Origin of the sequence: Streptomyces achromogenes, from assembly GCF_030816715.1 — a bacterium.
Classification (GTDB): Bacteria; Actinomycetota; Actinomycetes; order Streptomycetales; family Streptomycetaceae; genus Streptomyces; species Streptomyces achromogenes_A.
In genome coordinates, this window is the sequence record NZ_JAUSYH010000001.1 from 4,061,348 (window position 1) to 4,085,155 (window position 23,808).

Sequence of the window (23,808 nt, forward strand, 5' to 3'; positions counted from 1 at the left end):
GCCGGGCGGGCCGGCGCGAACCGGGGCGGGCCGTCGACGGCATGCCCGGGCTCGCCCGCCGCGCCGTACGCGGCTCAGCCGAGCCGTGCCGCCAGCTGCCGCAGCAGCCGTACGACCCCGGCGGGCCCGTCGACGACGAGGTCCGCGCGCTCGGCCAGTTCGCCGACCTCCGTGCTGCCGCTGCACACCAGCAGGCCGGGGACGCCGTCGGCGCGCAGTTTCTCGACGGCGGCGAAGGCGGGGAGGTCGCCGAGGTCGTCGCCGGCGTAGAGCACGGACCGGGCGCCGGTCTCGCGGACGTGGTCCAGCAGGGCCACGCCCTTGTCCATGCCCGGCGGGCGCAGCTCCAGGACCATGCGGCCGGGTTCGACGATCAGGCCGTGCCGGGTCGCGAGGTCGGTGAGGGGGCCGCGCAGGGCGTCGAAGGCGGCCTGGGGGTCGTCGGCGCGGCGGGTGTGCACGGCGACGGCCCGGCCGCCCTTCTCCTCGATCCAGACGCCGGGCCGGTCCCCGGCGGCCGCGAGGACCCGCGGGAGCCCGTCCCGGACGGCGGCCACGCCGGGGTGCGGTTCGGGGGCGCTGAGGGCGCCGGTGCGGGCGTCCCAGCGCTCGGCGCCGTAGTGGCCGAGCACGGTGAGCCGGCCCAGCCCCGCTACCCCGGCGAAGCCGCCGTGCCGTACGGCGACCTCGGCGGGCCGCCCGGTGACGACGGCCACGCCGGCGACCTTCGGGGCGAGCGCGGCGAGCGCGGGGACGGCGTCGGGGTGCGCCCGCGCGTCCTGCGGGTTCTCGACGATCGGGGCGAGGGTGCCGTCGAAGTCGAGGGCGACGAGGGCGGCCGACGGGCGGCCGACGATCGCGTCGAGCGCCGCGCGGCCCGCCGGGGTGACCGGAACGGGAAGCGGACCGGGTGCCGTGGAGTGCGTCTGAGGGGTGCCCATACAGGGACGATAACCAGCGAGCGCCGCCGCTAACGTTCCGTCCGTCTCGCTTCTCGTACTCTGCGCAGCCTGTTCACCGTGACCGGGTCGTGGGCCAGTGCGCGGGCGTCGTCGAGGAGGGCGTTGAGGAGCTGGTAGTAGCGCACCGGCGACAGGTCCAGTTCCTCGCGTATGGCCCGTTCCTTCGCGCCGGGGCCGGGGAACCCGCGCCGCTCGAGGGCGAGGATGGCGCGCTCCCGCGCGCCCGGCCCGTCCGCGTCCGCCCGCCGTTCCCGGCCCGCTTCCGTCCCGGCCTCACCGCCCGCTTCCGTGCCCGGCTCGCTGCCCGCCTCGCCGCTCGCTTCCATGCCCGCCTCCATGACCCGCACGGTAACGCCCGCCGCTGACATCCGGCTCATTCGCCGGCGGCGCTCTCCAGCGTCGTCGCGGTCGTCTGCAGGTCGCCGAGCACGTCGGCGGGGCTGCCGTTCGCGGTCACGGCCTGGCCGATCCGCTTCTTGATCTGCGCGCTGACCTTGGCCCACGAGGTCCGCCCGACGGGGTAGCTCTCCGACAGCGGCAGCTCCGCGAGGAACGGCTTGAGGTCGGCGTCCTCCTTGGCCGTGCCCATGACCAGGGACGCGGAGGTGGTGACCGGCAGCAGGTCGTACTCGTGGGAGAAGTCCAGCACGTTCTTCTCGCTGTAGACGAAGTCGAGGAAGTCGCCGATCTCGTCGCCGTGCCCGCCCCGCTTGAAGGCGGTCATCCAGTCGGCGACGCCCAGGGAGGTCTTGCTGGGGCCGTCGCGGCCGGGCATCGGCACCATGCCGAACTCGACGCCCTTGGCGGCGGCCGTCTTCATCAGCGAAGGATGCCCGTTGAGCATGCCCACGTCGCCGGCGGCGAAGGCCGCGAACGCGGTGGCCCGGTTCAGCCTGCCCGGCGCGACCGGCCCGGTCAGGCCCTTGCCGACCAGGTCGGTCTTCAGCCAGTCGAGGGTCTCGACGTTCTCGGCGGAGTCGAAGCTGTAGCTGCTGACCGTCTGGGTGTAGCCGCCCCGGCCGCTGAGCAGCCACTGCAGGGTCTCGGCCTGCGCCTCCTCGGGGCCGAGGGGCAGCGCGTAGGGGTACTTCACGCCGTCCTTCTTGAGCGCCCGCGCGTCCTTCGCGAGCTCGGCCCAGGTGGTGGGCGCGCTGATGCCGGCCCGGGCGAAGAGGGTCTTGTTGTAGAACAGCAGCCGGGTGGAGGAGGCGAACGGCATGCCGTACTGCAGGCCGCGCACCTGTCCCGCCCGGGCGAGCTGGGGCACGAAGTCGGCCTCGACGGGGATGGAGAGCACTTCGCCCGCCTTGTACAGCAGGTCGTCCGCCGCGTAGTCGGCGTAGGCGCCGATCTGGGCCATGTCGGGGGCGTCGCCCGCGTCGACCATCGCCTTGACCTTCGCGTCCACGTCGTTCCAGGAGTACACGCTGACGTCGACGGTGACGCCCGGGTGGTCCTTCTCGTACGCGGCGACGAGCCGGTCCCAGTACTTCTTCGAGCTGTTGGCGCCGCTGTCGCCGTAGTCGGCGGCGACGAGTCTGAGGGTGACGTCGTCGGAACCCGAGGCCAGTCCGCAGCCGGTGAGGACCGCGGCCAGGCCGAGCGCGGTCACCCCCGCCACGGTTGCCGTGATCGTTGCTGACTTCCGTGCCCGCCGCTGCACCGCACTGCTCCCAACTGATTGCTCATACCAATGGACCGATATCCGGATCAAGGTCTACACCACCCAGGTGGTCCAGACCTCTCCGGCCCCCGGGTCCGGCACGGTACCCCCACAACCAGAAGTGGACTAGACCTCTCGCGGGTACTCGGTCCACACTGTCCCCGTGAGACATGTCATCGCCCTCGACGTGGGCGGCACCGGGATGAAGGCCGCCCTGATCGGCGCGGACGGCGCAGTGCTGCACCGGGCCCGCCGGGCCACCGGCCGCGAGCGCGGACCCGACGCCGTGGTCGGCGGCGTCCTCGAGTTCGCCGCCGACCTGCGCGAGCACGGCGCCCGGCAGTACGGCGAGCCCGCCGCCGCGGCCGCCGTCGCCGTGCCGGGCATCGTCGACGAGGTCGGCGGCGTCGCCGTCTACTCGGCCAACCTGGGCTGGCGGGACGTCCCGCTGCGCGCCCTGCTCGCACAACGCCTCGGCGCCCCGGTCGCCCTCGGCCACGACGTGCGCACCGGCGGTCTCGCCGAGGGCCGGATCGGCGCCGCCCGGGGCGCCGACCGCTTCCTGTTCGTGGCACTGGGCACCGGCATCGCGGGCGCGATCGGCGTCGACGGCCGCGTGGAAGCGGGCGCGCACGGCTTCGCCGGCGAGATCGGCCACATCGTCGTCCGGCCGGGCGGCGCCCCCTGCCCGTGCGGGCAGCGCGGCTGCCTGGAACGGTTCGCCTCCGCGGCGGCGGTCGGCGAGGCGTGGGCGGCGGCCGTCGGGGACCCGGCGGCGGACGCAGCGGACTGCGCGAAGGCCTTCGCGTCCGGCGACCCGGAAGCCGTCCGCGTCTGGCAGGGCGCCGTGGACGCCCTCGCCGACGGCCTGGTCACCGCCCTCACCCTGCTGGACCCGCGCACGCTCGTCATCGGTGGCGGCCTGGCCGAGGCGGGGGAAGCCTTGTTCACACCGCTGCGGGACGCCGTCCGGCGGCGGGTGACCTTCCAGAAGCTGCCGGAGATCGTCCCGGCGGCCCTGGGCGACAGCGCCGGATGCCTCGGCGCGGGCCTGCTGGCCCGGGATCTCCTCGACACGACCGACGGCATGGAGGTAACACCCTGATGGCCACCCCCCCAGGGACGCGGGGAACTGCGCAGACCGCCACATCGCACCCGCAGGTACTGACCGGCGCCAAGGTGGTGCTGCCGACGGGCACGATCCCCGACGGCCGTATCACCGTCACCGGCACGAAGATCACGGCAATCACGGCCGAGCCCCCGCACCGGGCCCCGCACGGCGCCGCCGACATGATCGACGTGATCGACGTGTCCGGCCACTGGCTGGTCCCCGGCTTCGTCGACCTGCACAACCACGGCGGCGGCGGAGCCTCCTTCGCCGGCTCGGCGCAGGACGTCCTGACAGCCGTCCGCACCCACCGGGCGCACGGCACCACCACCCTCGTCGCCTCCACCGTCACCGACGACATGGACGTCCTGGTCCGCCAGGCCGGCCTGCTGAGCGAACTGGCCGAACAGGGCGACCTCGCCGGCATCCACTTCGAGGGCCCGTTCATCTCGCCCTGCCGCAAGGGCGCGCACTCCGAGGCGCTGCTGCGCGACCCCGACCCGGCCGAGGTGCGCAAGCTGGTCGACGCGGCGCGCGGCCAGGCCAGGATGGTCACCCTGGCGACCGAACTGCCGGGCGGTCTGGACTCCGTACGGCTGCTGGCCGAGCACGGCGTGATCGCGGCCGTCGGCCACACCGACGCCACCTACGAGCAGACCGTTCAGGCCATCGAGGCCGGAGCCACCGTCGCCACCCACCTCTTCAACGCGATGCCGCCCCTCGGGCACCGCGCCCCCGGCCCCGTCGCCGCCCTCCTGGAGGACGAGCGGGTGACGGTCGAGCTGGTCAACGACGGTACCCATCTGCACCCGGCCGCACTCGCGCTGGCGTTCCGTCACGCGGGCCCGGGCCGGGTCGCGTTCATCACGGACGCGATGGACGCCGCCGGCATCGGCGACGGCCGCTATCTGCTCGGCCCGCTGGAGGTCGAGGTCAGCGAGGGCGTGGCCCGTCTCGTGGAGGGCGGCTCCATCGCCGGCTCCACCCTCACCCAGGACCGCGCCTTCCAGCGGGCGGTGACGATCGACCGGCTCCCCGTCGAGGACGTCGTCGCCGCCCTGTCCGCCAACCCGGCCCGCCTGCTGGGCCTGGCCGACCGCGTCGGCTCCCTGGAGCCCGGCAAGGACGCCGACCTGGTCCTGCTGGACGACGCCTTCGAGGTCAGGGGCGTGATGCGCAAGGGCGCCTGGGTGGTGGCTCCCGACCTGGCCTGAAACATCCGCCCGCACGACGACGGTGGCCGGCCCGAGGACTGGGCCGGCCACCGTCCCTTTGGCATGATCGGGCCCACCATAGGGCCCCCGGACGCCGCACAGGCTCGGGATCCAGCCATCGACACTGCCCTCGGGGAGGCCGGAACAGGTGATCCTCACCGCGGGTGTCGGTCACCGACGAGGGAAGAGTGGCCTGACCGCGCCCTCGCGGGATCCCGCGGGACAGACCGCCTGCTCTTCCGCTAGCTGCGCCAACCCGCCTCGAGCGAGAGCTGGTCGAAGTTGGCGTCGCAGGAATTGCCCTGCTCACAGGAGATCTTGATGGTGTTGGTGCCCTTGTTGAGGGTGATGTTCGACCAGGTGTTGGTCCACCCCTTCGCGTAGTCGCCCTCCGGGGCGTGGGCGAAGTTCCCCAGGTTGAGCGGGCGGGTCTGCGCCGTGCCGTTGATCGTGAGGGCGGCCTTGGCGTCCTTGCCGGGCACGCCGTAGTTCACGACCAGCGTGTACTTGCCGTCCTTGGGGATGCCGCTGACGTTCCAGGTGATCGCCGCGCCGACGGTGTTGAAGTTCGTGACGTAGATCCCGTCGCCGGCCTTCGCGCCCTTCACGTCGGACGCCGTGGTCGTGCCGCCCGTCAGGCTGAGCGCCTTAGCGTCGACCGCCGGCAGCTCGACCTCGTTCGCGTCGCCGGTGTTCGACGTGCTGGGCGACGGGCTCGCGGAGGCGGAGGCCGGGGCGGAGGCGCCGCCGCCCGCCTTGTCGTCGTCGGTGCCCTTGTCGCCGTTGGCCATGGCCACCGCGATGCCGATCACGACCGCGGCGACCACCGCGACCGCGCCGATCAGCAGACCCTTGGTGTTGGGCCCGCGGCCACGGCCGCCGCCGCCCTGCACGGGCTGCCTGCCGGTCGAGGGGCCGCCGCCGGCGGCGAAGTTCTCGGGCGCGGCGTAGTGCGCGTTCGGCTGACCGTACGCCCCCTGCTGCGGAACCGCGGGCGGCTGTCCGTACTGCGCGGTCTGCTGCTGCGGCTGCTGTCCGTACTGGCGCTCGCCGACCGCACGCACCCTGCTGACCGAGTTCGGGTAGCCGTAACCACCGCCGGAGGGCGGCTGCGCGCCGTTGGCCTGGCCGTCGGCGTAGAGGTAGCCGAACGGGTCGTCGTCCTCGGGCGTGCTCGCGCCGTTATTGCCGGGCGTCATCCCTTCGTACTCCTCAACAGTGCGGGGCCGATGCGACACGCGTACGCGTATCCATACGTGTGAGAACTGCGAGCCTACCCGGTCCCCACCGCCCGAACGGGTGACTCGGATCGCATCAGCGCGGCGGCAGGACCGCTGACCTGGTGATCATCCCGCACGCCTGTGCTGTTTGGGACGAGATCGTTTCTCTACGTACATGCGCTCGTCCGCGGACTTCAGCACTTCGTCCGCTGTCATCCCGCAATGCGCCCAGCCGATGCCGAAGCTGGCGCCCACCCGCACGGCCCGCCCCTCGGCGCGGATCGGCTGGATGATCTCGTTGCGCAGGCGTACGGCGAGGTCGGCGGCGTCGGCGCGGCCGAGGCCGTCGGCGAGGATCACGAACTCGTCGCCACCGAGCCGGGCGACCGTGTCGCCGTCGCGGACCTGGCGGGAGAGCCGGCGGGCGACCTCGATGAGGACCGCGTCGCCCGCGTTGTGCCCGAACCGGTCGTTGATCGACTTGAAGCCGTCGAGGTCGCAGAAGAGGACCGCGAGCCCCTTGGCCCCGTCGTCGCGTCCGTCCTCGGGGGCGGCGGTGTGCACATGGTGGTCGTAGCCGTCGAAGGACTCGGCGCCGCCGGGCCGGTAGTCGAAGCCGTGGCCGTTGGCGTCGAAGGCGGCGTGGCCGTAGGCCGTGTCCATGGCGTCGACGGCGGCGGGATGGGTCGACAGGGGCCGCTGACAGAGCCGGGCGGACAGCCGCGAGCGCAGTTCGGCCGAGTTCGGCAGGCCGGTGAGGGAGTCGTGCGAGGCGCGGTGGGCGAGCTGCAGCTCGCGGCGCTTGCGCTCCTCTATGTCCTCGACGTGGGTGAGGAGGAAACGGGGCCCGTCGGCGGCGTCGGCGACGACGGAGTTGCGGAGGCTGACCCAGAGGTAGGTGCCGTCCCGGCGGCCCAGGCGCAGCTCGGCGCGGCCGCCTTCCGCGGAGGTGCGGAGCAGGGTGCCTATGTCCTCGGGGTGGACGAGGTCGGAGAACGAGTAGCGGCGCATCGCGGAGGCGGGCCGGCCCAGCAGGCGGCACAGCGCGTCGTTGGTGCGGAGTATGCGCCCGTGCTGGTCGCCGCCCATCTCGGCTATCGCCATGCCGGAGGGGGCGTACTCGAAGGCCTGCCGGAAGGATTCCTCACTGGCGCGCAGGGCCTGCTGCTCGCGTTCGAGCCGGACCAGCGCCCGCTGCATGTTCGCACGTAGACGCGCGTTGCTGATGGCGATGGCGGCCTGGAAGGCGTACATCTGGAGCGCTTCGCGCCCCCACGCGCCGGGACGGCGTCCGTTGCGCGGCCGGTCCACGGACAGGACGCCTATCAGCTCGCCGCATGCGTCGCCGCTGCCGGGGGCGGCGGGCGTGTACATGGGGGCGAAGAGCCGGTCCGAGGGGTGCCACTCGTCCTCGAAGCGGGGCGCGGGCCCGTCGGTGTACCACTGCGGGACGTCGTCGTCGTCGAGGACCCAGCCCTCGGTGTGCGGTATGAAGATCAGGTCGCCCCAGGTCTCCCCCATGCCGAGGCGGCGCTCCCAGGACTCGCGCGAGCCGACCCGGCCCGTGATGAGGGCCTCGGCCGCCGGGTTGCCGGAGAAGGCGGCGACCACGAGATCGCCGTCGGCGCGCACGAGGTTGACGCACGCCAGCTCGTACCCGAGTGCCGTGACCACGCCGTCGGCGACGGTCTGCAGTGTGTCGGCCAGGCTGCGGGCCGTGTTCATGTCGGCCATGACCTGGTGCAGCTGTCGCAGGGACGCAAGACGGACGTACGGCTCCGACTCGGTCTCCATGTGTTTCGCCCTCCCCCCGAGACTTCGCAGCGAATCAAGGGTTGTCTTCGGCGCAACGTCGTTTCTGGTGCTTCGTTGTCGGTGTGTGTCTTGTTGTGACGCCTCCGCCACTGAATCACAGCGCGCTGCTCACTCGGTACACAGGGTCAACAATTAGTGCGTCTTGTGACTCAAGTCACAGATGAACGTGAACATTTGAGTGGAGTTTCCGCGTTTTTCCTGTGCGTTTCCTGAACACGGACAGCAGCCGCCGGCGCACGGAACGCGGTGATGGGTCCCCGGTCCTACGACCCTACTCGGGCGGAGGTCCGATGCGCCGCCCATCGCCCGCCCACTAGCGTTCCGAGCGTGCCCACAGACATGATCGACACCGTGCCGAAGACCCCCTCCGGGCATGCTGAGGGGGTGAGCAACGACGAGTTCCGCGCCGCCATGTCCCGGCTCGCCGACGGCGTGGTCCTGGTGACCGCCCGGGAGCCCTCCCTGGACCCGGACGACCCCCGGGCGCCGGACGGCGAGGACGTCGGCATGACCGCCACCGCCTTCGTGTCCGTCTCCCTGGACCCGCCGCTGGTCATGGTCAGCCTGCGCAACGGCTCCCGGATGGACGACCTCCTCGACGAACAGCCCCGGTGGGCGGTGTCGGTCCTCTCCGAGAGCCAGCGGCACATCGCCGGCCGCTTCGCCATGAAGGGCCGCATCAGCGACCGCCTCCTCTTCGACGACATCCCGTACACGCGCGGCGAGGCCACCGGCGCGCCCCTGGTCGGCGGCGCGCTGGCCACCCTGGAATGCCGCACCGAGCGGCGTGTCCCGGCGGGCGACCACACCCTCGTGATCGGCCGCGTCCTGACCGCCACTGCCCCGAGCGCGGACGGCGGTCCGCTGGTCTACTTCCGGGGCCGCTACCGCCAGTTGGGCTGAAAGGCGCAGGACGTGCGCCGGGGCGTCGCCGAAATACCGTGGCCGCCCCGCGACCGGTGCGCCTAGGGTGCCCGCATGACCCGCGCGACAGACCGGCCCGACAGAACCGTCCGTACCGAGGGGGCCGACGGCGCCGACAGGACCGGCGGGTCCGGCGGGGCCGCCTCGACGGATTCCGGACTGCGCCTCGTTGAGATCACGCCCGCCAACTTCGGGGCCGCGACCGGCGTTCGCGTCCGCCCCGACCAGGAGTTCGCGGTCTCCCCGGTCATGAAGTCCCTCGCCGAGGCCTACGTGCACCCGCCGGGCGTCGCCTGGCCCCGCCTGGTCATGGACGGCGACCGTCCCGTCGGCTTCCTGATGGCCTTCCTCGACATCGACTGGACCGACGGGACCGGCGAGGTCCCCCTGCTCCGCTCCGGCCTGTGGCGGCTGAACATCGCCGCCGGCGAACAGGGCCGCGGCTACGGCCGGTTCGCCGTGCAGTCGGTCGCCGCGGAACTGCGCCGCCGCGGCGCCCGGGAGATGTACGTGACCTGGCACGAGGGCGAGAACGGGCCGGAGGACTTCTATCTGCGGCTGGGGTTCCGCAAGAACGGCGAGAAGAGCGAGGGCGAGACGGTCGGCGTCCTGCGCCTGGACCAGCCCTGAGGCGACGCCGAGCCCGCAGCGCCGCCTCCCCGCCCCGCCCCTCCTCGTCGACTCCCGCCCGTCGCCTCCCCCCGGCCGCTCCCGCTCCCTCCCGTCCCGCCTCGCCGAACCGGCCTCGGCCTCGGCCTACAGGAGGGTCACCTGCAGCCCGGCGAGGCGGGCGGGCTCGCTCACGACGTCGATCAGGGCGATCCGTCCGCCCCCCACGAACGTGAAGCGCACCACCCGTTCCACGCGGTCGCCGGCCAGCACCGCCACCGACGTCGCGCCGTCCACCAGGGCGGACCGGATCGCGAGGTCGGGCCGGGCCTCGAGGGCGACGCGGTGGAAAGCGGACGCACCCGCCGCGACCGCCGCGGCGCCGGCCGTCACTCCGGCCTCGGAACGGGACACGACGTCCGGGTCGAGAACCGCGAGCAGCCCCTCGAAGTCGCCCTCCCTCGCGGCGGCCAGAAAAGCGTCCACCATCTTGCGCTGCCGGGCCGGGTCGACCTCGGGTTCCTGCGCTCCGCGCACCCGGCGGCGAGCCCTGCTGGCGAGCTGCCGGGCAGCCTCCGGGGTCCGGTCCACGATCGCCGCGACCTCGTCGAAGGGCACCCCGAACAGGTCGTGCAGCACGAACGCCAGCCGCTCGGCGGGGGTCAGGGCGTCCAGGACGACGAGAAGGGCGGCGCCCACGGAGTCCGCGAGCAGCGCGTCCTGCGCCGGGTCGGGCACCGAACAGGACGGCGCGGGAGACCAGTTCTCCAGCGGCTCCTCGGCGCGGGAGCGGCGCGAGCGCAGCATGTCCAGGCAGACCCGGCCGACGACCGTCGTCAGCCAGCCCCCGAGATTGCCGATCTCCTCTCCCCCGCTGCGGCCGTGACTCCGGCTGAGCCGCAACCAGGCCTCCTGCACGGCGTCGTCGGCCTCGGCGGCGGAGCCGAGCATGCGGTGGGCCACGGCGCGCAGACGGGCGCGGTGCGCCTCGAAGGACCGGGCCAGGAAATCGTCGTCACCCGTCGTCGTCATCGGTTGCATCCTTCGTCCCTCGTCCCGGCTCGGCCGTCGATCGCTCTCGTCCCGGGAAAGACGGACGGGCCACGCGACATGTGACAGAACAGCGGGACGAAGGGAGCCGCCGGGCAGCCCGCAGGACCGGCACGCCGAACCGGCGGACCGGGTCCGCCCCGGTCAGGACCAGTCGCGGCCGGTCCTGCCCCGCTTCGTGTCGGACCGCTGCTTCTTCTCCCGCAGCCGCCGCTCGTTGATGCCGCGCGGGATCCGGGTCGGCCGGCGCGGCTTGGGCGGCGGGGCCGTGGCCTCGGCGAGCAGGGCGGCGAGGCGTACGGCGGCGGTCTCGCGGTTGCGCCACTGGGAGCGGTGCTCGGAGGCGCGGACGGTGACGACGCCGTCGACGAGCCGCCCGGCCAGCCGCTCGAGCGCCCGCGCCTTCCACACCTCGGGGAACGCCTCGGTGCGGCCGAGGTCGAAGCGGAGCTCCACCTGTGAGTCGCTGGTGTTGACGTGCTGCCCGCCCGGCCCCGAAGACCGCGAGAAACGCCACATGAGCTCGGCCTCGGGGAGCGAGACCGAGCCGCGGACGACATAGGGACCAGACATGCCCCCCATGTTCCCGCTCCGGCCCGGCCCGAGTCACGCGAATATCCCTAGGTAAAGAAAGCAAAGAAACGCGGAGTGGCGGGGAACCTTGAGCACCCTTCGCTGCGTTCATAGGGATAGCTGTAGCTTCGTGCCCGTACGAAGCCCGTACGACGCCGTACGCAACGAGGGAAGGACTCCCAACCATGGCTGTAAGCCTGTCCAAGGGTGGCAACGTCTCGCTCACCAAGGAGGCTCCGGGCCTGACCGCCGTCACCGTGGGCCTCGGCTGGGACGTCCGCACCACCACCGGCACGGACTTCGACCTCGACGCCTCCGCGATCGCGGTCAACCTCCAGGGCAAGGTCTACTCCGACGGTCACTTCGTCTTCTTCAACAACAAGCAGACGCCGGACCAGACCATCGTCCACACCGGCGACAACCGCACCGGCGAGGGCGCGGGCGACGACGAGGCGATCAACGTGAACCTGGCGGGTCTCCCCGCCGACATCGACAAGATCGTCTTCCCGGTCTCGATCTACGACGCGGAGAACCGCTCGCAGAACTTCGGCCAGGTCCGCAACGCCTACATCCGCATCGTCAACCAGGCCGGCGGCGCCGAGATCGCCCGCTACGACCTCTCGGAGGACGCGGCCACCGAGACGGCCATGGTCTTCGGCGAGCTCTACCGCAACGGCGCGGAGTGGAAGTTCCGCGCGGTCGGCCAGGGTTACGCGTCGGGCCTCGTGGGCATCGCCCAGGACTTCGGCGTCAGCGTCTGATCCACCCGGACGTCACCGGACGTTCGAACAACCGAGGCGTCCCAGGCAACCTCACCGGACCGTCCGCCCTCTATCAGGAGGGTGGGCGGTCTTCGTGTGACCAGCGGCTTGACCAGTCGCTCGACCGTCACGACCCGAACCTGCAGTGCGACGACACAGGTCGCGGTGCAGCCAGAAGGTTTGACAGTCCACACGGCTGTGCGACGAGTGAACAACGCGTGCGCGGACCGTGTGCCGGTGCCAGGGGGGCCTGTTCCACATGTCCGTCGTCAGTCGTCGCAGGGCCATGGGTACGTTCGGGGTGGGGGCGGTCGCCGCCGCCGGGATCGGAGCGGCCTACGCCTACCGCGAGACCCCCGCGGAGCCCCCGTCCGCGGCCCCGCCGACCGTCCGCAAGGCCACCGCCACGGGCGCCAACCCGGTCGTGAACGAGAACACCCACGACGGAACGGCCGACTGGGAAGTCCCCGCGGACGCCCGCCTCAGCACCAAGGACCATCTGGGACAGATCCACGGCTACGCGTCGACGACCTCCGTCGCCCCCGGGGAACCCATCTCCTTCCACGTGTCCGTCCGCGACCCGCAGCCCTTCCGCATCTCCCTCTACCGGCTCGGCCACTACGACGGCGAGGGCGGCCGCCTGATGGCCACCGGACCGGAGCTCACCGGCTCCCGGCAGCCCGTCCCCGCCCCGCACCCCGAGACCGGCGCCATCGTGTGCGACTGGCGCCCGTCCTGGACGCACCAAGTCCCCAGCACCTGGATATCGGGCGTCTACGTGGCCGTCTTCGAGGCCGAGGACGGCCACCGCAGCTGCACCCCGTTCGTCGTCCGCGAGCAGAACCGCGCGTCGGACCTCCTGGTGGTCCTCCCCTTCACCACCTACCAGGCCTACAACCAATGGCCCCTGGACGGCCGCACCGGCAAGAACCTCTACCGCGGCTACCCCCGCCCCGGAGCGGTCGCCGACAGCAACCACCGCGCGTTCCAGGTGTCGTTCGACCGCCCCTACTCCGACCACGGTCTGCCCCGCTGGGCCGAGCTGGACATCACGTTCACGCGCTGGGTGGAGGCCGAGGGCCACGACGTGACATACGCGACGAGCACCGACCTGCACGAGGGCAGGATCGACCCCGAGCGCTACACGGCGATGATCTTCCCCGGGCACGACGAGTACTGGTCGAAGCCCATGCGGGACGTTCTGGACAAGGCGGTGGACGTCGGCACCCACCTCGCCTTCCTCGCGGCCAACAACGTCTACTTCCACATCCGGCTCACCGGCGCGGCCGACGGCACACCCGCCCGCACCGTCGCCTGCTACAAGACCGCCCCGGACCCGTCCCCCGACGCGAACGGCCCCACCGAGCGCTGGCGTGACCTGCAGGACAAGCACGGCAAGAAGACCGGCCGCGCCGAACAAGGCGTCCTCGGCGTCCAGTACAACGGCATCCTGGCCAAACCCGCACCCCTGGTCGTCCGCAGGCCGGACCACTGGTTCTGGGAGGGCACCGGGCTCAAGGACGGCGAGGAGATACCCCACCTCGTGGCCGTCGAGGCCGACGGCTACGACAGCAAAATGCCGTCCCCCAAGGGCGCCACCCGCACCCTCCTCTCGGAGTCCCCCTACCGGGTCAAGCCGGTCAAGGGCAGCGCCCCCAAGCGGCGCATCCAGAACACCGGACTCACCGAACACGAGGGCGGCACCCTCGTCTTCGCCGCCGGCACCTTCTACTGGCCCCTCGCCCTTCAGGACAAGGACCACCACGACCCGCGCGTCGAACGCGCCACACGCAACCTCCTCGAGCGGATGCTGCTCTCGCGCGGACAGATCGGAGCAGAATCGGTCGGGGTCTGACCGGTCGGAATCTGAGAAACGGTCAGGGTCTGACCGGCCGAGATCTGAGAAACGGTCGGTGTCTGACCGGCCCGGGGGGCTCAGAAATGGTCCGGGTCTGACCCGCCGGCAGGCCCTACCCTGCGGCCCATGATCCTGACTGCCCTCCCCCTCGCCGCCGGCCACGACATCCCGGGCCCCCTTCTCACCGAACTGACCGCCCTCTACGCCTCCAACCGCGAATTCCAGGCACTCAGCGGCGACTTCCCGGATCCGCACGACATCCGGCCGGAGCAGGTGGCGGCGGCCCTCGCGGAACAGGCGGCGACCGAAGGGGCGGAGGTGCTGCCGGCCCGCAGCGGGGAAAGGCTGGTCGGGTGGCCATCACCCTGGCCCGGCACCCCGACCCCGCCGCCCCGGACCCGTGGATCGGACTGCTGATGGTCGACGCCGCCGAGCACGGGCAGGGGCACGGACGCCGGATCGCCGAGCAGATCGAGGAGCGGTTCCGCGCGGACGGCCGCACCGGCCTCCGGCTCGCCGTGCTCGACGCCAACCCCAAAGGCCTCGCGTTCTGGACCGCCCTCGGATACGGGGTGATCGGCCACCGTCCGGACCTGCAACACGGGCGCCCCTGCTCCGTGCTGCGCAAGCCGCTGCCCCGGCTGCGCCGCGCCGCACGCGTCGCCGTCGTCGACCCCGGCGGCTCCGTCCTGCTCTTCCGGTACGTCAACCCCGACGTCGGCCCGCACTGGGCACTGCCCGGCGGCGGACTCGAGGAAGGCGAGACGCCCCGCGAGGCCGCCCTGCGCGAGCTGCGCGAGAAGACCGGCTGGAGCGACCTGGAACCCGGGCCCCTCCTGTGCACCTGGGAACACGACTTCGCCCGCTCCGACATCGTCATCCGCCAGCACGAGCACATCTACGTCACTCCGGGCCCGCACCGCGAGCCCACCGGCCCCGACCTGGCCGCCGCCCACGCCGCCGACGGCATCCTCGGCTGGCGCTGGTGGCCCCGGCGGGAACTGCACGCGTCCGCCGAGCCGGTATGACCGTCCGACCTCGCCCGGCTGCTCGACGAACACGACGCGACGCCCCGCACGGCCTGACCGGAACGGCAGGCCCGCACACGGACCGGACCGGACGACGAACCGCCCTCCCCCACCGGTCAGCAGACGTCCTGGGAGCACAGGGGAATCAGGGGAGCTCCGGCTTGCCCTCCCCGTACAGCCAGTCCGCCCAGACGTCGTCGAAGTCCGCGTCCGGCGCCGCCTTCTCGACGTACGCCGTGAAGGCGTCCGTGTCGGCGTTCCCGTGCCGGTGGGCGGCGGCCCAACCCCGCACGATGTCGTAGAAGGCGTCGTCGCCCACGGTCTGCCGGATGCGGTGCAGCACCATCGCGCCGCGCAGATAGACCGGCTCGTCGGAGACATGGGCAGCGCTCGTCGGCTTCGCGGGCGGGAAGTCCCACAGATTCGCGTACTCCTCGACACCGTGGTCGTAGAGCCCGGTGAACGTCCGCTCCGCCGTGGCACCGCCCTCGTCCTCCGCCCACAGCCACTCCGCGTACGTCGCGAAGCCCTCGTTGAGCCACATGTCCTGCCAGCTCTTCGGCGTCACGGAGTCACCGAACCACTGGTGTGCGGTCTCGTGCACCAGGGTCGGCAGGTCGGGGGCGCCCGGGTAGACCGGACGGCTCTGCGTCTCCAGGGCGTACCCGGCGTCCCCCGGGCGGTCGACGATCGCCCCGGCCGACGAGAAGGGGTACGGGCCGAAGTTGTTCCGCGCCCACTCCATGACCTCGGGCAGCCGGGCAAGCACCGCACGGCTCGCCGCCGCCTGCGTCGGGTCGACCGCGACATACACCGGCAGACCGTCGCGCGTCGTGGACTCGGTGACCGTGAAGTCGCCGACGGCGACCGTCGCCAGATAGCTCGCCATCGGCTCGGCGATCCGCCAGAAGAACGTCGTACGGCCGCCGCCCGCCGCCTTCCGGCCGCGCAACTCCCCGTTGGAGACGGCCGTCAGCCCCTTCGGGACGGTGACGGCGATGTCGTAGGACGCCTTGTCCGACGGATGATGATTGCCCGGGAACCAGGCCATCGAGCCGACCGGCTCACCGAGGGCCAGAACCCCGTCCTCGGTGCGCAGCCAGCCCTCCTTCGAACCGTCCGGGTCGGTGATCGTGAGCGGACTGCCGGAGTAGCGGACCGCCACCTCGAAGGTCTCGCCCTCGGACAGCGGGTCCGACGGGCGGACGGTCAGCTCCTGACCGTCCCGCCGGAACTCGGCCGCCGCGCCCTCGACGGTCACCCCCGCCACCTCCAGGCCCGAGAAATCCAGCCGGAAGGCGGAAAGATCCCGAGTCGCGCGGGCCGTGACGACGGCAGAACCGCTCAGCCGCCCGCCGCCCGGGTCGTAGGCGAGCGTCAGGCCGTAGTGGGAGACGTCGTAGCCGCCGTTGCCCGCCTTCGGGAAGTACGGGTCGCCCACCCCGGAGGCGCCGTCCGAGCCGCCCCCCGCACCCCCCTCGCAGGCCGTCAGGGCGAGGCTCCAGGCCAGTAACCCGGCCACCAACGGGACACACCGCACGGATCTGGACATGCCAGTGATCCTATGGGGACGTCCGGCACCCGCACGGGGCCGTGACACCATCGCCTACGTGCTCGACATCGGCTACGCCCTCTCCAACCGCTTCCCGGACCCGCCGCAGACGGACTACCGGCGCGCGGACGTCCGCGCCCTGCGCCACGACCTGTTCTGCGGGGACGTCTACCTCGCCGACACCAAGGCGGACCGCGAGCTGTCCACAGCCTGGGGATGGGTGCCGGTACTGGACTTCGCATGGGCACTGTGCGACATCGTCGAGCAGATCGACCAGGACCCGGCCGGCTCCCGCGCCTCCCGCCCCCAGTACGCCGAACTCGACTTCACCGAGTCCACCGACCGCATGCTCTTCGAACGCCGCTTCGGCTGGGTGGACGTCGAGGCCGACTGGATGCCGGCCGAGGAACCCCCGCTGACCTTCTCGCACACCGAACTCCGCCGCGAGGCCCGCGACTTCCTGCACGACCTGCTCGCCGACCTCATCGACCTGCACGACGACCTCGGCGAGAACCCGGCCGTCTGGACGCTCCAGGCACGCTTCCCCCGCGTGAAATGACCCGGCTCAGCCCTCCACCCTGATCCCCAGCTCACCCGCCAGCACCGGAGCCAGATCCAGCAGCTGGGCCGCGCTGATCACCGCACCGGACAACCGGCCCACACCCCCCGCGATGCCCAGCTCCACCGCCCCCCGCAGATCCACGTCGCTCAGCGTCGCCGCCGTGAAGTCGACGGACCTCAGGGCACAGTCGACGAACTCGACACGCTCCAGACGCGCACCCCCGAAATCCGGCTCGACCAGAACACACCCCTCGAAGACGACGTCCCGCAACCGCGCCTGACGCAGATTCAGATAGTCGATCTTGCCGCCGCGCACCACCACCCGCTCCAGCACCGCGCCGTACAGCTGCACACCGCCCAGACGGGCGTCGAGCACCTCGACGTCACGCAGCGTCGCCTCCGCCAGATCCGTGCCGACACCCCGCAGCCCGGTGAGAACGGAGTCCAGGACCCGGGCCTTGCGCAGCCGCGTCCCGTCCAGCGCACACCCCGTCACCGCGCAGTCCATGAACCGCGCGCCCCCGCCGTCCTGCTCCGCCAGATCCAGCTCACGGAACTCCACGCCGTCGTAGTCCCCGTCGGGCTCCAGCTCCCCGCCCGCGAACGGCTCGAGCACCGGCAACCGCACCTCCGGCCGCCGCGCGCCCTTCACCACGCCGGCCCCCCTGCCACCGGCCCCCCTGCCGCCGGGCCCGCCCGGGGCCGCCCCCGAGCGCGCGCCCCCGCCCACACCTGTACTTGTCCTCGCCATACCCCCATGCTGCACCCCGCCACTGACAATCGCCGTCACCCCTTGACCTCGACCGAACTTGAGGTTGAACGCTGGAGCAGCCCACCCACAGCACCCACGCCGCCCACCGGAGGACCCCATGCACGCCATCCGCCTCCACGCCTTCGGCCCCGCCGAGAACCTCCGCCACGAGGAGGTGGACGACCCCGTACCCGGACCCGGCCAGGTCCGCATCGCCGTCGAGGCCGCCGGCGTCCACCTCCTCGACACCGCCCTGCGCCAAGGCATCCAGGGACCCGCACCCCTCCCCGCCGCCCTGCCCACCATCCCCGGCCGCGAAGTCGCCGGCGTCGTCGACGCCCTCGGCGAGGAAACCCCCGGCACCTGGCTCGGCCGACGCGTCGTCGCCCACATCGGCTTCGCCCCCGGCGGCTACGCCGAACTCACCGTCACCGACGCCGAACGCCTCCACGAGATCCCGGCCTTCCTGACCGCCGCCCAGGCCGTCGCCATGATCGGCACCGGCCGCACCGCCCTCGGAGTCGCCCAGTTCGCCGACCTCGGCCCCCACTCCGTCGCCCTCGTCACCGCAGCCGCCGGCGGCATCGGCACCCTCCTCGTCCAAGACGCCGACCGCACGCACCGAACCGCTCACGGCCGGGCCCTACTCCCGCGACACAGCCCCCGTCCCCTTCGGATCCCGCACACTCCCACGCCCCCTGACCAGCGGAAAACACCCCAACCCGATCAGCACGGACACGAAATGCCCGAAATCCGTGAACGTCGGCGCCTCCACCAGCGGAAGACCGTAGAAGACCAGGACGACCACGAGATACGCGTACCGCCACGGCGAACGCATGCCGTAGAACAGCACCGCCACCACACCCGACAGCGCATAACTCACCCCCACGTCCAGCGTCTCCACCGACGACCGAGGAGCGAGCCCCTCCTGGATCGCCACCGCCAGCGCACCCTCACTGACCAACGTCGCCAGCACATGCGCCGCCGCACACACCGCCAACCACCGCGCCGTCCCCAGCCACCGCTCCGCCCGGGCGTGGAACACCGTGTACAGCACCGCGTACGGCACCCAGTACCCGCCGTCGATCCACATCGCACTCGCCACCAGCACCCGCACCGGATGCCGCGACAGCTCATGGATGTTCGTCGACCTCTGCCGCAGAAACTCCTGCTCGAACTCCGGGGACATACGGTGCAGCGCCACCGTGGTCACGAAAAGGACCGCCAGCCACACATACGTACCGGGCGCACCGCGGACATACGCCCACACCGCCTGCCCGACCCCGGAAAACCCCCTGAGCCGTCTCACCCGGCCCAGTATCGTCCCCGAGGTGATCGACGTTCCGGCCCCACTCGCCGCAGAACAGGTGAAGTACAACGGCCCCGCGGGCCACGCGTTCATCACCGGCCTCCCGGACCTCGCCCAGCACTTCCTCGACCGCTGGGAACTACGGGTCGACGGCCCCTCCATGCACGGCGTGAGCGCCCTCGTTCTGCCCGTCACCACCGCCGACGACACCGAAGCCGTCCTCAAACTCCAACTCCTCGACGACGAGAGCGCCGGCGAACCCGTCGCCCTGCGCCTCTGGGACGGCGACCACGCCGTACGCCTCCTCCGGCACGACGACCCCACGGGCAGCATGCTCCTCGAACGCCTCGACCCGACCCGCATGCTGTCCCACCTGGACGACGTCCACGAGGCCGTCCACGTCATCGCCGGCCTGCTCACCCGCCTGACGGCCCTCCCCGCACCGGAGGACATGCGCCGCCTCGACGACATCGCCCACGCCATGCTGGACCAGACCCCCCGCGCCCTGGCACACGTCCCCGACCCGACCGACCGCCGCCTGCTCGCCGACTGTGCGGCCGCCCTGCGCGAGGTCGTCACCGAACCCGGCGACCGGCTCCTGCACTGGGACCTGCACTACGAGAACGTCCTCGCCGCCGACCGCGCCCCCTGGCTCGCCATCGACCCGAAACCCCTCGCCGGCGACCCCGGCTTCGAACTCCTGCCGGCGATCGCCAACCACTACGACCCGGCGGACGTGCACTGGCGCTTCGACGCACTGACCGCCACCCTCGGCCTCGACCGCGAACGAGCCCGCGCCTGGACCCTCGCCCGCGTCCTCCAGCACTGCCTCTGGGAGATCGAGGACGGCCGCCCCCCGGACCCGAGCAGGCTGGAAACCGCCCGCCTCCTGCGCGGCTGACAGCAACGCCGGACAGGCGAGAGACGCAAAAAGTAAGCCCAGGCCAGAAACATCCTGACCTGGGCTTTCCCTTGAGCCCCCTGTCGGATTCGAACCGACGACCTGCTCATTACAAGTGAGCCGCTCTGGGCCGGACTGAGCTAAGGAGGCACTGCGCGTGACGACACCGCACGCGAAGGCGGCTCCACTGTACACAGCCCCCGTTTCTGAAGGCCACGAACTTCTCGTCTCCAACCCGTTCGAGAACTGTGCGTAACCATCCGTGCGCGCGTTCGCTGATCGGTCTGACGTGCTGTTCCGAAGATCGGATCGTCAGGGGGCGTGCCGGTGGGACATGCGTCGCCACGTCCCGCGGCCGCCCCTTTTGTCGCGCGACCGTGCGGGCCGGGTGAAGGGCCGGCAGAAGGTCGGCCGCTTGTATGCGCTGATCTCGGATGTGCGCAGGGACATGTTGGATCAGCTGACCACCCGCCTCGTGCGCGAGAACCAAGTGCTCGTGGTGGAGGACCTGTCCGTCGCGTCGCTGTCGCGGGTGCGGCGCGGCAAGGGGCGGCGGCGGAAGTCGAGGCTGAACGAGGCGATCCTCGACGCGAGTTGGGGTGAGTTGTTGCGGCAGCTGCGGTACAAGTGCGAGGGGTACGGGCGGGAGCGGGTGGTCGTGGACCGCTTCTTCCCGTCGACCCGTCGTTGTTCCGCCTGTCATGCGGTGGGCGAGCGGCTGGACGTCTCGGTGCGGCGGTGGACGTGTGCCGGGTGCGGGGCGGTCCATGACCGGGAGTGTAAGACCGGTCAGGCGCAGCTCACGGGGCTGTGTGTGGTCGGCGGTGGGCGGTGAAGCAGGAATCCAGGTCAGAAGTGCGGTGCTCTGCCTCATTCGAGAATTTCCGCGAAGTTCACATGCCGTCGGGTACTGACAGATCCGGCGAACGCGGGGTAGCGTCCTGACCCAGTTCGCTCATGTGGACTACACCAACCACCTTCCTACAACGGATCGTCCGGCACGTTCCTGCCGGTAGAAGGGGGCCTCAGAGCCATGGCCACTGTTACGTTCGACAAGGCGACCCGGATTTACCCGGGCTCCACGAAGCCCGCCGTCGACGCGCTCGAGATCGACATCGCGGACGGCGAGTTCCTCGTCCTGGTCGGCCCGTCCGGCTGCGGTAAGTCCACCTCGCTCCGCATGCTCGCGGGGCTCGAGGACGTCAACGGCGGTGCGATCCGCATCGGCGACCGTGACGTCACCCACCTGCCGCCGAAGGACCGGGACATCGCCATGGTGTTCCAGAACTACGCGCTGTACCCGCACATGTCGGTCGCCGACAACATGGGCTTCGCCCTCAAGATCGCCGGCGTGAACAAGGCGGAGATCCGGCAGAAGGTCGAGGAGGCGGCGAAGATCCTCGACCTGACCGAGTACCTGGACCGCAAGCCGAAGGCCCTCTCCGGTGGTCAGCGCCAGCGTGTGGCGATGGGCCGCGCCATCGTGCGTGAGCCGCAGGTGTTCCTCATGGACGAGCCGCTGTCGAACCTGGACGCCAAGCTCCGTGTGTCGACGCGTACGCAGATCGCGTCGCTGCAGCGCCGTCTCGGCATCACCACCGTGTACGTCACCCACGACCAGGTCGAGGCGCTCACGATGGGTGACCGGGTGGCGGTGCTGAAGGACGGTCTGCTGCAGCAGGTCGACACCCCGCGCAACATGTACGACAAGCCCGCGAACCTGTTCGTGGCCGGCTTCATCGGTTCGCCGGCGATGAACCTCGTCGAGGTGCCGATCACCGACGGTGGTGTGAAGTTCGGCAACTCGGTGGTGCCGGTGCAGCGTGACGCGCTCGCGGCCGCCACCGACAAGACGGTCACGGTGGGTGTCCGCCCGGAGCACTTCGACGTGGCCACCGGCGTGGAGAAGGGTCTCGCGGTCACGGTGAACGTGGTCGAGGAGCTCGGCTCGGACGCCTTCGTCTACGGCAGCGCCCAGGTCGGCGACGAGACGAAGGACCTCGTGGTGCGCGTCGGCGGCCGTGCCGTCCCGGAGAAGGGCAGCACGCTGCACGTCGTTCCGCGTGCGGGCGAGACCCACGTGTTCTCGACGTCGACGGGCGCCCGCCTGTCGGACTGACCGGCGGACCGGACTGATCGGACGGACCGGACTGATCGGTGACGGTGAATGACGCCTGATTAAACTCCGGCGATTCACTCTGGTCGGTGAAAAAGGCCTCGCAGCCTGCTGCGGGGCCTTTTTTCTGTGCGCACAAAATCCCCGGCACAGCGGACATTTCGGCATGCGGCCGTCAACGTCCTACCCGAAAAGGAGCACAGCTCCATCCCCCGTACGGGTGACTCATTGTCGCGGGATCATTACTGCACGCTACCCTCTCACGCGTGAAGCACTCCGCGAACCACTCCACCACCCAGCGCACGCGCAGCGGCCGGGGCGGCCCAGCCCGCCGGATCGGCCGCTCGCTCGCTCTCGTCCTGCCCGTCGTCATGGTGCTCTCCGGGACCCTCGCGGTCACCCGGGTCAACTGGTCGGGGAACCCCTCGGATTCGGTGCTCACCGCCTCCGACGTCTCCGCCGTGCACCAGTCCTCGCGGAAGGCCGCCAAGGCCCCGCAGGACGTGCTGCGCGACCAGTTGCTGTCCGAGCTCCAGGAGAAGGACCCGGGCGTCGCCCTGACCCATCTCCAGGCCGCCGTGAACGGCAAGCCGTCGTTGGCGCGGCACTGTTCGTCCATCGCCCGCGCGCTGGGCCGCGCCGCGGTCCGTATGTACGGCCCGTCACGGGCGCAGTCGTACTCCCGCCCGGTGTGCGACACGGCCTTCGCCTCGGGCGTTCTGGCGGCCCGCGGCTGAGGAACCGCCGGGCTTCGGGCCCGTTCCGGACCGTGCGGCTCCCCTTCCGCCGGGGGAGCCGCACGCCTGCCTGCGCAAGGGCGGCACGTACAGTGCGGTCATGACCGATCCGCATGCCGCGTCCCGTCCCACGCAAGCCGTCATCCTGGCCGGTGGCCAGGGGTCGCGGCTGCGTCCCTACACCGATGACCGGCCCAAGCCGATGGTCGAGATCCCCGGTACGGGGACGCCGATCATCGGCCATCAGCTCGTCTGGCTCGCCGAGGAGGGCGTGACGGACGTGGTCGTCTCCTGCGGGCATCTCGCCGAGGTGCTGCAGGACTGGCTGAAGACGGCCGATCTGCCCGTGGACGTCACCACGGTCGTGGAGACGGAGCCGCTGGGCCGTGGCGGTGGCCTGAAGTACGCGGCCGCGCGTCTCCCCCGTCCCGACCGGCCCTGGTACGCCACGAACGGTGACATCTGGACCCGTTTCTCGCTGCGCGAGATGGCCGACTTCCACGCCGAGCGCGACGCGATAGCGACTCTGGCCCTGGCGCGCCCCCGCATTCCGTGGGGTGCGGTGCAGACGGACGGCTTCGGTCACATCACGGACTTCATCGAGGCGCCGCCGACGACGTACGAGATCAACGCTGGTGTGTACGTCTTCTCGCCGGCGTTCGCGGGTCTGCTGCCGGAGCGCGGCGACCATGAGCGTACGACGTTCCCGCATCTGGCGCGTGAGCGGCGGCTGGCGGGTTTCCCCATTCCGCAAGGGGCGTACTGGCGGGCCATCGACACCGCGAAGGATCTGACGGAGGCGGCGAAGGAGCTGGCGACGCTGGGGCGCTGAGGGGCGCCGGCAGGCATGGAGGGTGGCTGAGCGGACGGCGGCGGCCCGCCGAAGGGCGCTGAGGGCCGCCCTGCCGGTCCGGGTGGTCGGTGTTCGGTGCTCGGCTGCGGGCCCACCCGGTGGGCCGACCGACCGTTTCGCCGGCCACCGACCCCCGGTCGCCGGGCCCCGGGCACCAGGCACCAGGCACCAGGCACCGACAAGGGTGCCGTGCGCTGTGAGCGCGCGGCACCCTTGGTGTTCTCCGGGGCGGGACGGGGCGGG

General features: G+C 71.7%; 22 protein-coding genes, 1 tRNA gene and 2 pseudogenes. 14 read left to right on the forward strand and 11 right to left on the reverse strand.

Features of this window, described 5'->3' with window-relative positions; genetic code table 11:
- Positions 1-74: 74 nt before the first annotated feature.
- Genes otsB through QF032_RS18110 form a run of 3 tightly spaced genes read right to left on the reverse strand, consistent with a single transcriptional unit; the run spans position 75 to position 2,625 of the window.
- On the reverse strand, positions 75-941 hold the full coding sequence (otsB, locus tag QF032_RS18100) for a trehalose-phosphatase (protein ID WP_307043974.1): 867 nt from the start codon (positions 939-941) through the stop codon (positions 75-77).
- A 29-nt stretch (positions 942-970) separates the two neighbouring features.
- The gene (locus QF032_RS18105; RefSeq protein WP_373430476.1) at positions 971-1,288 is read right to left on the reverse strand and encodes a DUF3263 domain-containing protein; all 318 of its coding nucleotides are present in this window, start codon (positions 1,286-1,288) and stop codon (positions 971-973) included.
- 47 nt (positions 1,289-1,335) lie between these two features.
- Positions 1,336-2,625, reverse strand: a complete 1,290-nt coding sequence (locus QF032_RS18110) for an extracellular solute-binding protein (RefSeq protein ID WP_444875850.1) — start codon at positions 2,623-2,625, stop codon at positions 1,336-1,338.
- Between the two features lie 163 nt (positions 2,626-2,788).
- Between QF032_RS18110 and QF032_RS18115 the strand changes: the two genes are divergently transcribed.
- Positions 2,789-3,730: an ROK family protein gene (locus QF032_RS18115; RefSeq protein ID WP_307056586.1), complete on the forward strand. Its 942-nt coding sequence runs from the start codon at positions 2,789-2,791 to the stop codon at positions 3,728-3,730.
- Entirely contained in the window at positions 3,730-4,947 is a 1,218-nt protein-coding gene (nagA, locus tag QF032_RS18120; RefSeq protein WP_307056588.1) for an N-acetylglucosamine-6-phosphate deacetylase, read from the forward strand. The genes QF032_RS18115 and nagA overlap by 1 nt, the downstream gene beginning before the upstream one ends.
- Before the next feature lie 242 nt (positions 4,948-5,189).
- Here nagA and QF032_RS18125 read toward each other — a convergent pair whose 3' ends face one another.
- Both QF032_RS18125 and cdgB read right to left on the reverse strand, forming a co-directional pair.
- Positions 5,190-6,146: a CBM35 domain-containing protein gene (locus QF032_RS18125; protein WP_307056590.1), complete on the reverse strand. Its 957-nt coding sequence runs from the start codon at positions 6,144-6,146 to the stop codon at positions 5,190-5,192.
- A 147-nt stretch (positions 6,147-6,293) separates the two neighbouring features.
- A complete protein-coding gene (cdgB, locus tag QF032_RS18130) occupies positions 6,294-7,961 on the reverse strand; it encodes a diguanylate cyclase CdgB (protein ID WP_306951109.1) in 1,668 nt (555 codons plus the stop codon).
- 360 nt (positions 7,962-8,321) lie between these two features.
- On the opposite strand from cdgB, the gene QF032_RS18135 reads away from it, so the two are divergent.
- Positions 8,322-8,885 (forward strand): flavin reductase family protein, encoded by a 564-nt coding sequence (locus tag QF032_RS18135; protein ID WP_306956043.1) that lies wholly within the window; start codon positions 8,322-8,324, stop codon positions 8,883-8,885.
- A 75-nt stretch (positions 8,886-8,960) separates the two neighbouring features.
- Positions 8,961-9,536, forward strand: coding sequence for a GNAT family N-acetyltransferase (locus QF032_RS18140; protein WP_307056591.1), 576 nt, complete (start codon positions 8,961-8,963; stop codon positions 9,534-9,536).
- A gap of 126 nt (positions 9,537-9,662) precedes the next feature.
- On the opposite strand, the gene QF032_RS18145 is transcribed toward QF032_RS18140, so the two are convergent.
- Positions 9,663-10,547 (reverse strand): sigma-70 family RNA polymerase sigma factor, encoded by an 885-nt coding sequence (locus QF032_RS18145; RefSeq protein ID WP_307043987.1) that lies wholly within the window; start codon positions 10,545-10,547, stop codon positions 9,663-9,665.
- A 162-nt stretch (positions 10,548-10,709) separates the two neighbouring features.
- The gene (arfB, locus tag QF032_RS18150) at positions 10,710-11,147 is read right to left on the reverse strand and encodes an alternative ribosome rescue aminoacyl-tRNA hydrolase ArfB (RefSeq protein ID WP_306951104.1); all 438 of its coding nucleotides are present in this window, start codon (positions 11,145-11,147) and stop codon (positions 10,710-10,712) included.
- Positions 11,148-11,323: 176 nt separating this feature from the next.
- Here arfB and QF032_RS18155 point away from each other — a divergent pair, with 176 nt between their 5' ends.
- The 3 genes and pseudogenes from QF032_RS18155 (at position 11,324) to QF032_RS18165 (ending at position 14,785) form a co-directional block, all read left to right on the forward strand.
- On the forward strand, positions 11,324-11,899 hold the full coding sequence (locus QF032_RS18155; RefSeq protein WP_057579155.1) for a TerD family protein: 576 nt from the start codon (positions 11,324-11,326) through the stop codon (positions 11,897-11,899).
- Between the two features lie 259 nt (positions 11,900-12,158).
- Positions 12,159-13,754, forward strand: a complete 1,596-nt coding sequence (locus tag QF032_RS18160; protein WP_306951102.1) for a N,N-dimethylformamidase beta subunit family domain-containing protein — start codon at positions 12,159-12,161, stop codon at positions 13,752-13,754.
- Positions 13,755-13,883: 129 nt separating this feature from the next.
- Positions 13,884-14,785 (forward strand): annotated as a pseudogene (locus QF032_RS18165) (GNAT family N-acetyltransferase).
- Between the two features lie 145 nt (positions 14,786-14,930).
- Here QF032_RS18165 and QF032_RS18170 read toward each other — a convergent pair.
- Positions 14,931-16,337, reverse strand: coding sequence for a M1 family metallopeptidase (locus tag QF032_RS18170; protein WP_307056593.1), 1,407 nt, complete (start codon positions 16,335-16,337; stop codon positions 14,931-14,933).
- Between the two features lie 58 nt (positions 16,338-16,395).
- Between QF032_RS18170 and QF032_RS18175 the strand changes: the two genes are divergently transcribed.
- Complete coding sequence (locus tag QF032_RS18175) at positions 16,396-16,896, forward strand: hypothetical protein (RefSeq protein ID WP_306956042.1); 501 nt, start codon at positions 16,396-16,398, stop codon at positions 16,894-16,896.
- A gap of 6 nt (positions 16,897-16,902) precedes the next feature.
- On the opposite strand, the gene QF032_RS18180 is transcribed toward QF032_RS18175, so the two are convergent.
- On the reverse strand, positions 16,903-17,649 hold the full coding sequence (locus QF032_RS18180; protein WP_307043993.1) for a pentapeptide repeat-containing protein: 747 nt from the start codon (positions 17,647-17,649) through the stop codon (positions 16,903-16,905).
- 118 nt (positions 17,650-17,767) lie between these two features.
- On the opposite strand from QF032_RS18180, the pseudogene QF032_RS18185 reads away from it, so the two are divergent.
- Positions 17,768-18,292 (forward strand): annotated as a pseudogene (locus QF032_RS18185) (alcohol dehydrogenase catalytic domain-containing protein); the annotation flags it as partial.
- Here the strand turns inward: QF032_RS18185 and QF032_RS18190 are convergent.
- Complete coding sequence (locus QF032_RS18190) at positions 18,293-18,967, reverse strand: rhomboid-like protein (RefSeq protein WP_373430477.1); 675 nt, start codon at positions 18,965-18,967, stop codon at positions 18,293-18,295.
- Position 18,968: 1 nt separating this feature from the next.
- Between QF032_RS18190 and QF032_RS18195 the strand changes: the two genes are divergently transcribed.
- Positions 18,969-19,859: an aminoglycoside phosphotransferase family protein gene (locus QF032_RS18195; protein ID WP_373430478.1), complete on the forward strand. Its 891-nt coding sequence runs from the start codon at positions 18,969-18,971 to the stop codon at positions 19,857-19,859.
- Between the two features lie 74 nt (positions 19,860-19,933).
- Here QF032_RS18195 and QF032_RS18200 read toward each other — a convergent pair.
- A tRNA-Thr gene (locus QF032_RS18200) sits at positions 19,934-20,009 on the reverse strand.
- A gap of 184 nt (positions 20,010-20,193) precedes the next feature.
- Here QF032_RS18200 and QF032_RS18205 point away from each other — a divergent pair.
- The 4 genes from QF032_RS18205 to QF032_RS18220 all read left to right on the forward strand — a co-directional run bounded on the left by QF032_RS18205 (position 20,194) and on the right by QF032_RS18220 (position 23,544).
- The gene (locus tag QF032_RS18205) at positions 20,194-20,694 is read left to right on the forward strand and encodes an RNA-guided endonuclease TnpB family protein (RefSeq protein ID WP_307056599.1); all 501 of its coding nucleotides are present in this window, start codon (positions 20,194-20,196) and stop codon (positions 20,692-20,694) included.
- A 198-nt stretch (positions 20,695-20,892) separates the two neighbouring features.
- Entirely contained in the window at positions 20,893-21,978 is a 1,086-nt protein-coding gene (locus QF032_RS18210; protein WP_307044001.1) for an ABC transporter ATP-binding protein, read from the forward strand.
- Between the two features lie 263 nt (positions 21,979-22,241).
- Positions 22,242-22,712 carry a hypothetical protein gene (locus tag QF032_RS18215; protein ID WP_307044004.1) on the forward strand — a complete coding sequence of 157 codons (471 nt, stop codon included), beginning with the start codon at positions 22,242-22,244 and terminating at the stop codon, positions 22,710-22,712.
- 100 nt (positions 22,713-22,812) lie between these two features.
- The gene (locus tag QF032_RS18220) at positions 22,813-23,544 is read left to right on the forward strand and encodes a nucleotidyltransferase family protein (RefSeq protein WP_307044006.1); all 732 of its coding nucleotides are present in this window, start codon (positions 22,813-22,815) and stop codon (positions 23,542-23,544) included.
- Positions 23,545-23,808 lie beyond the last annotated feature (264 nt).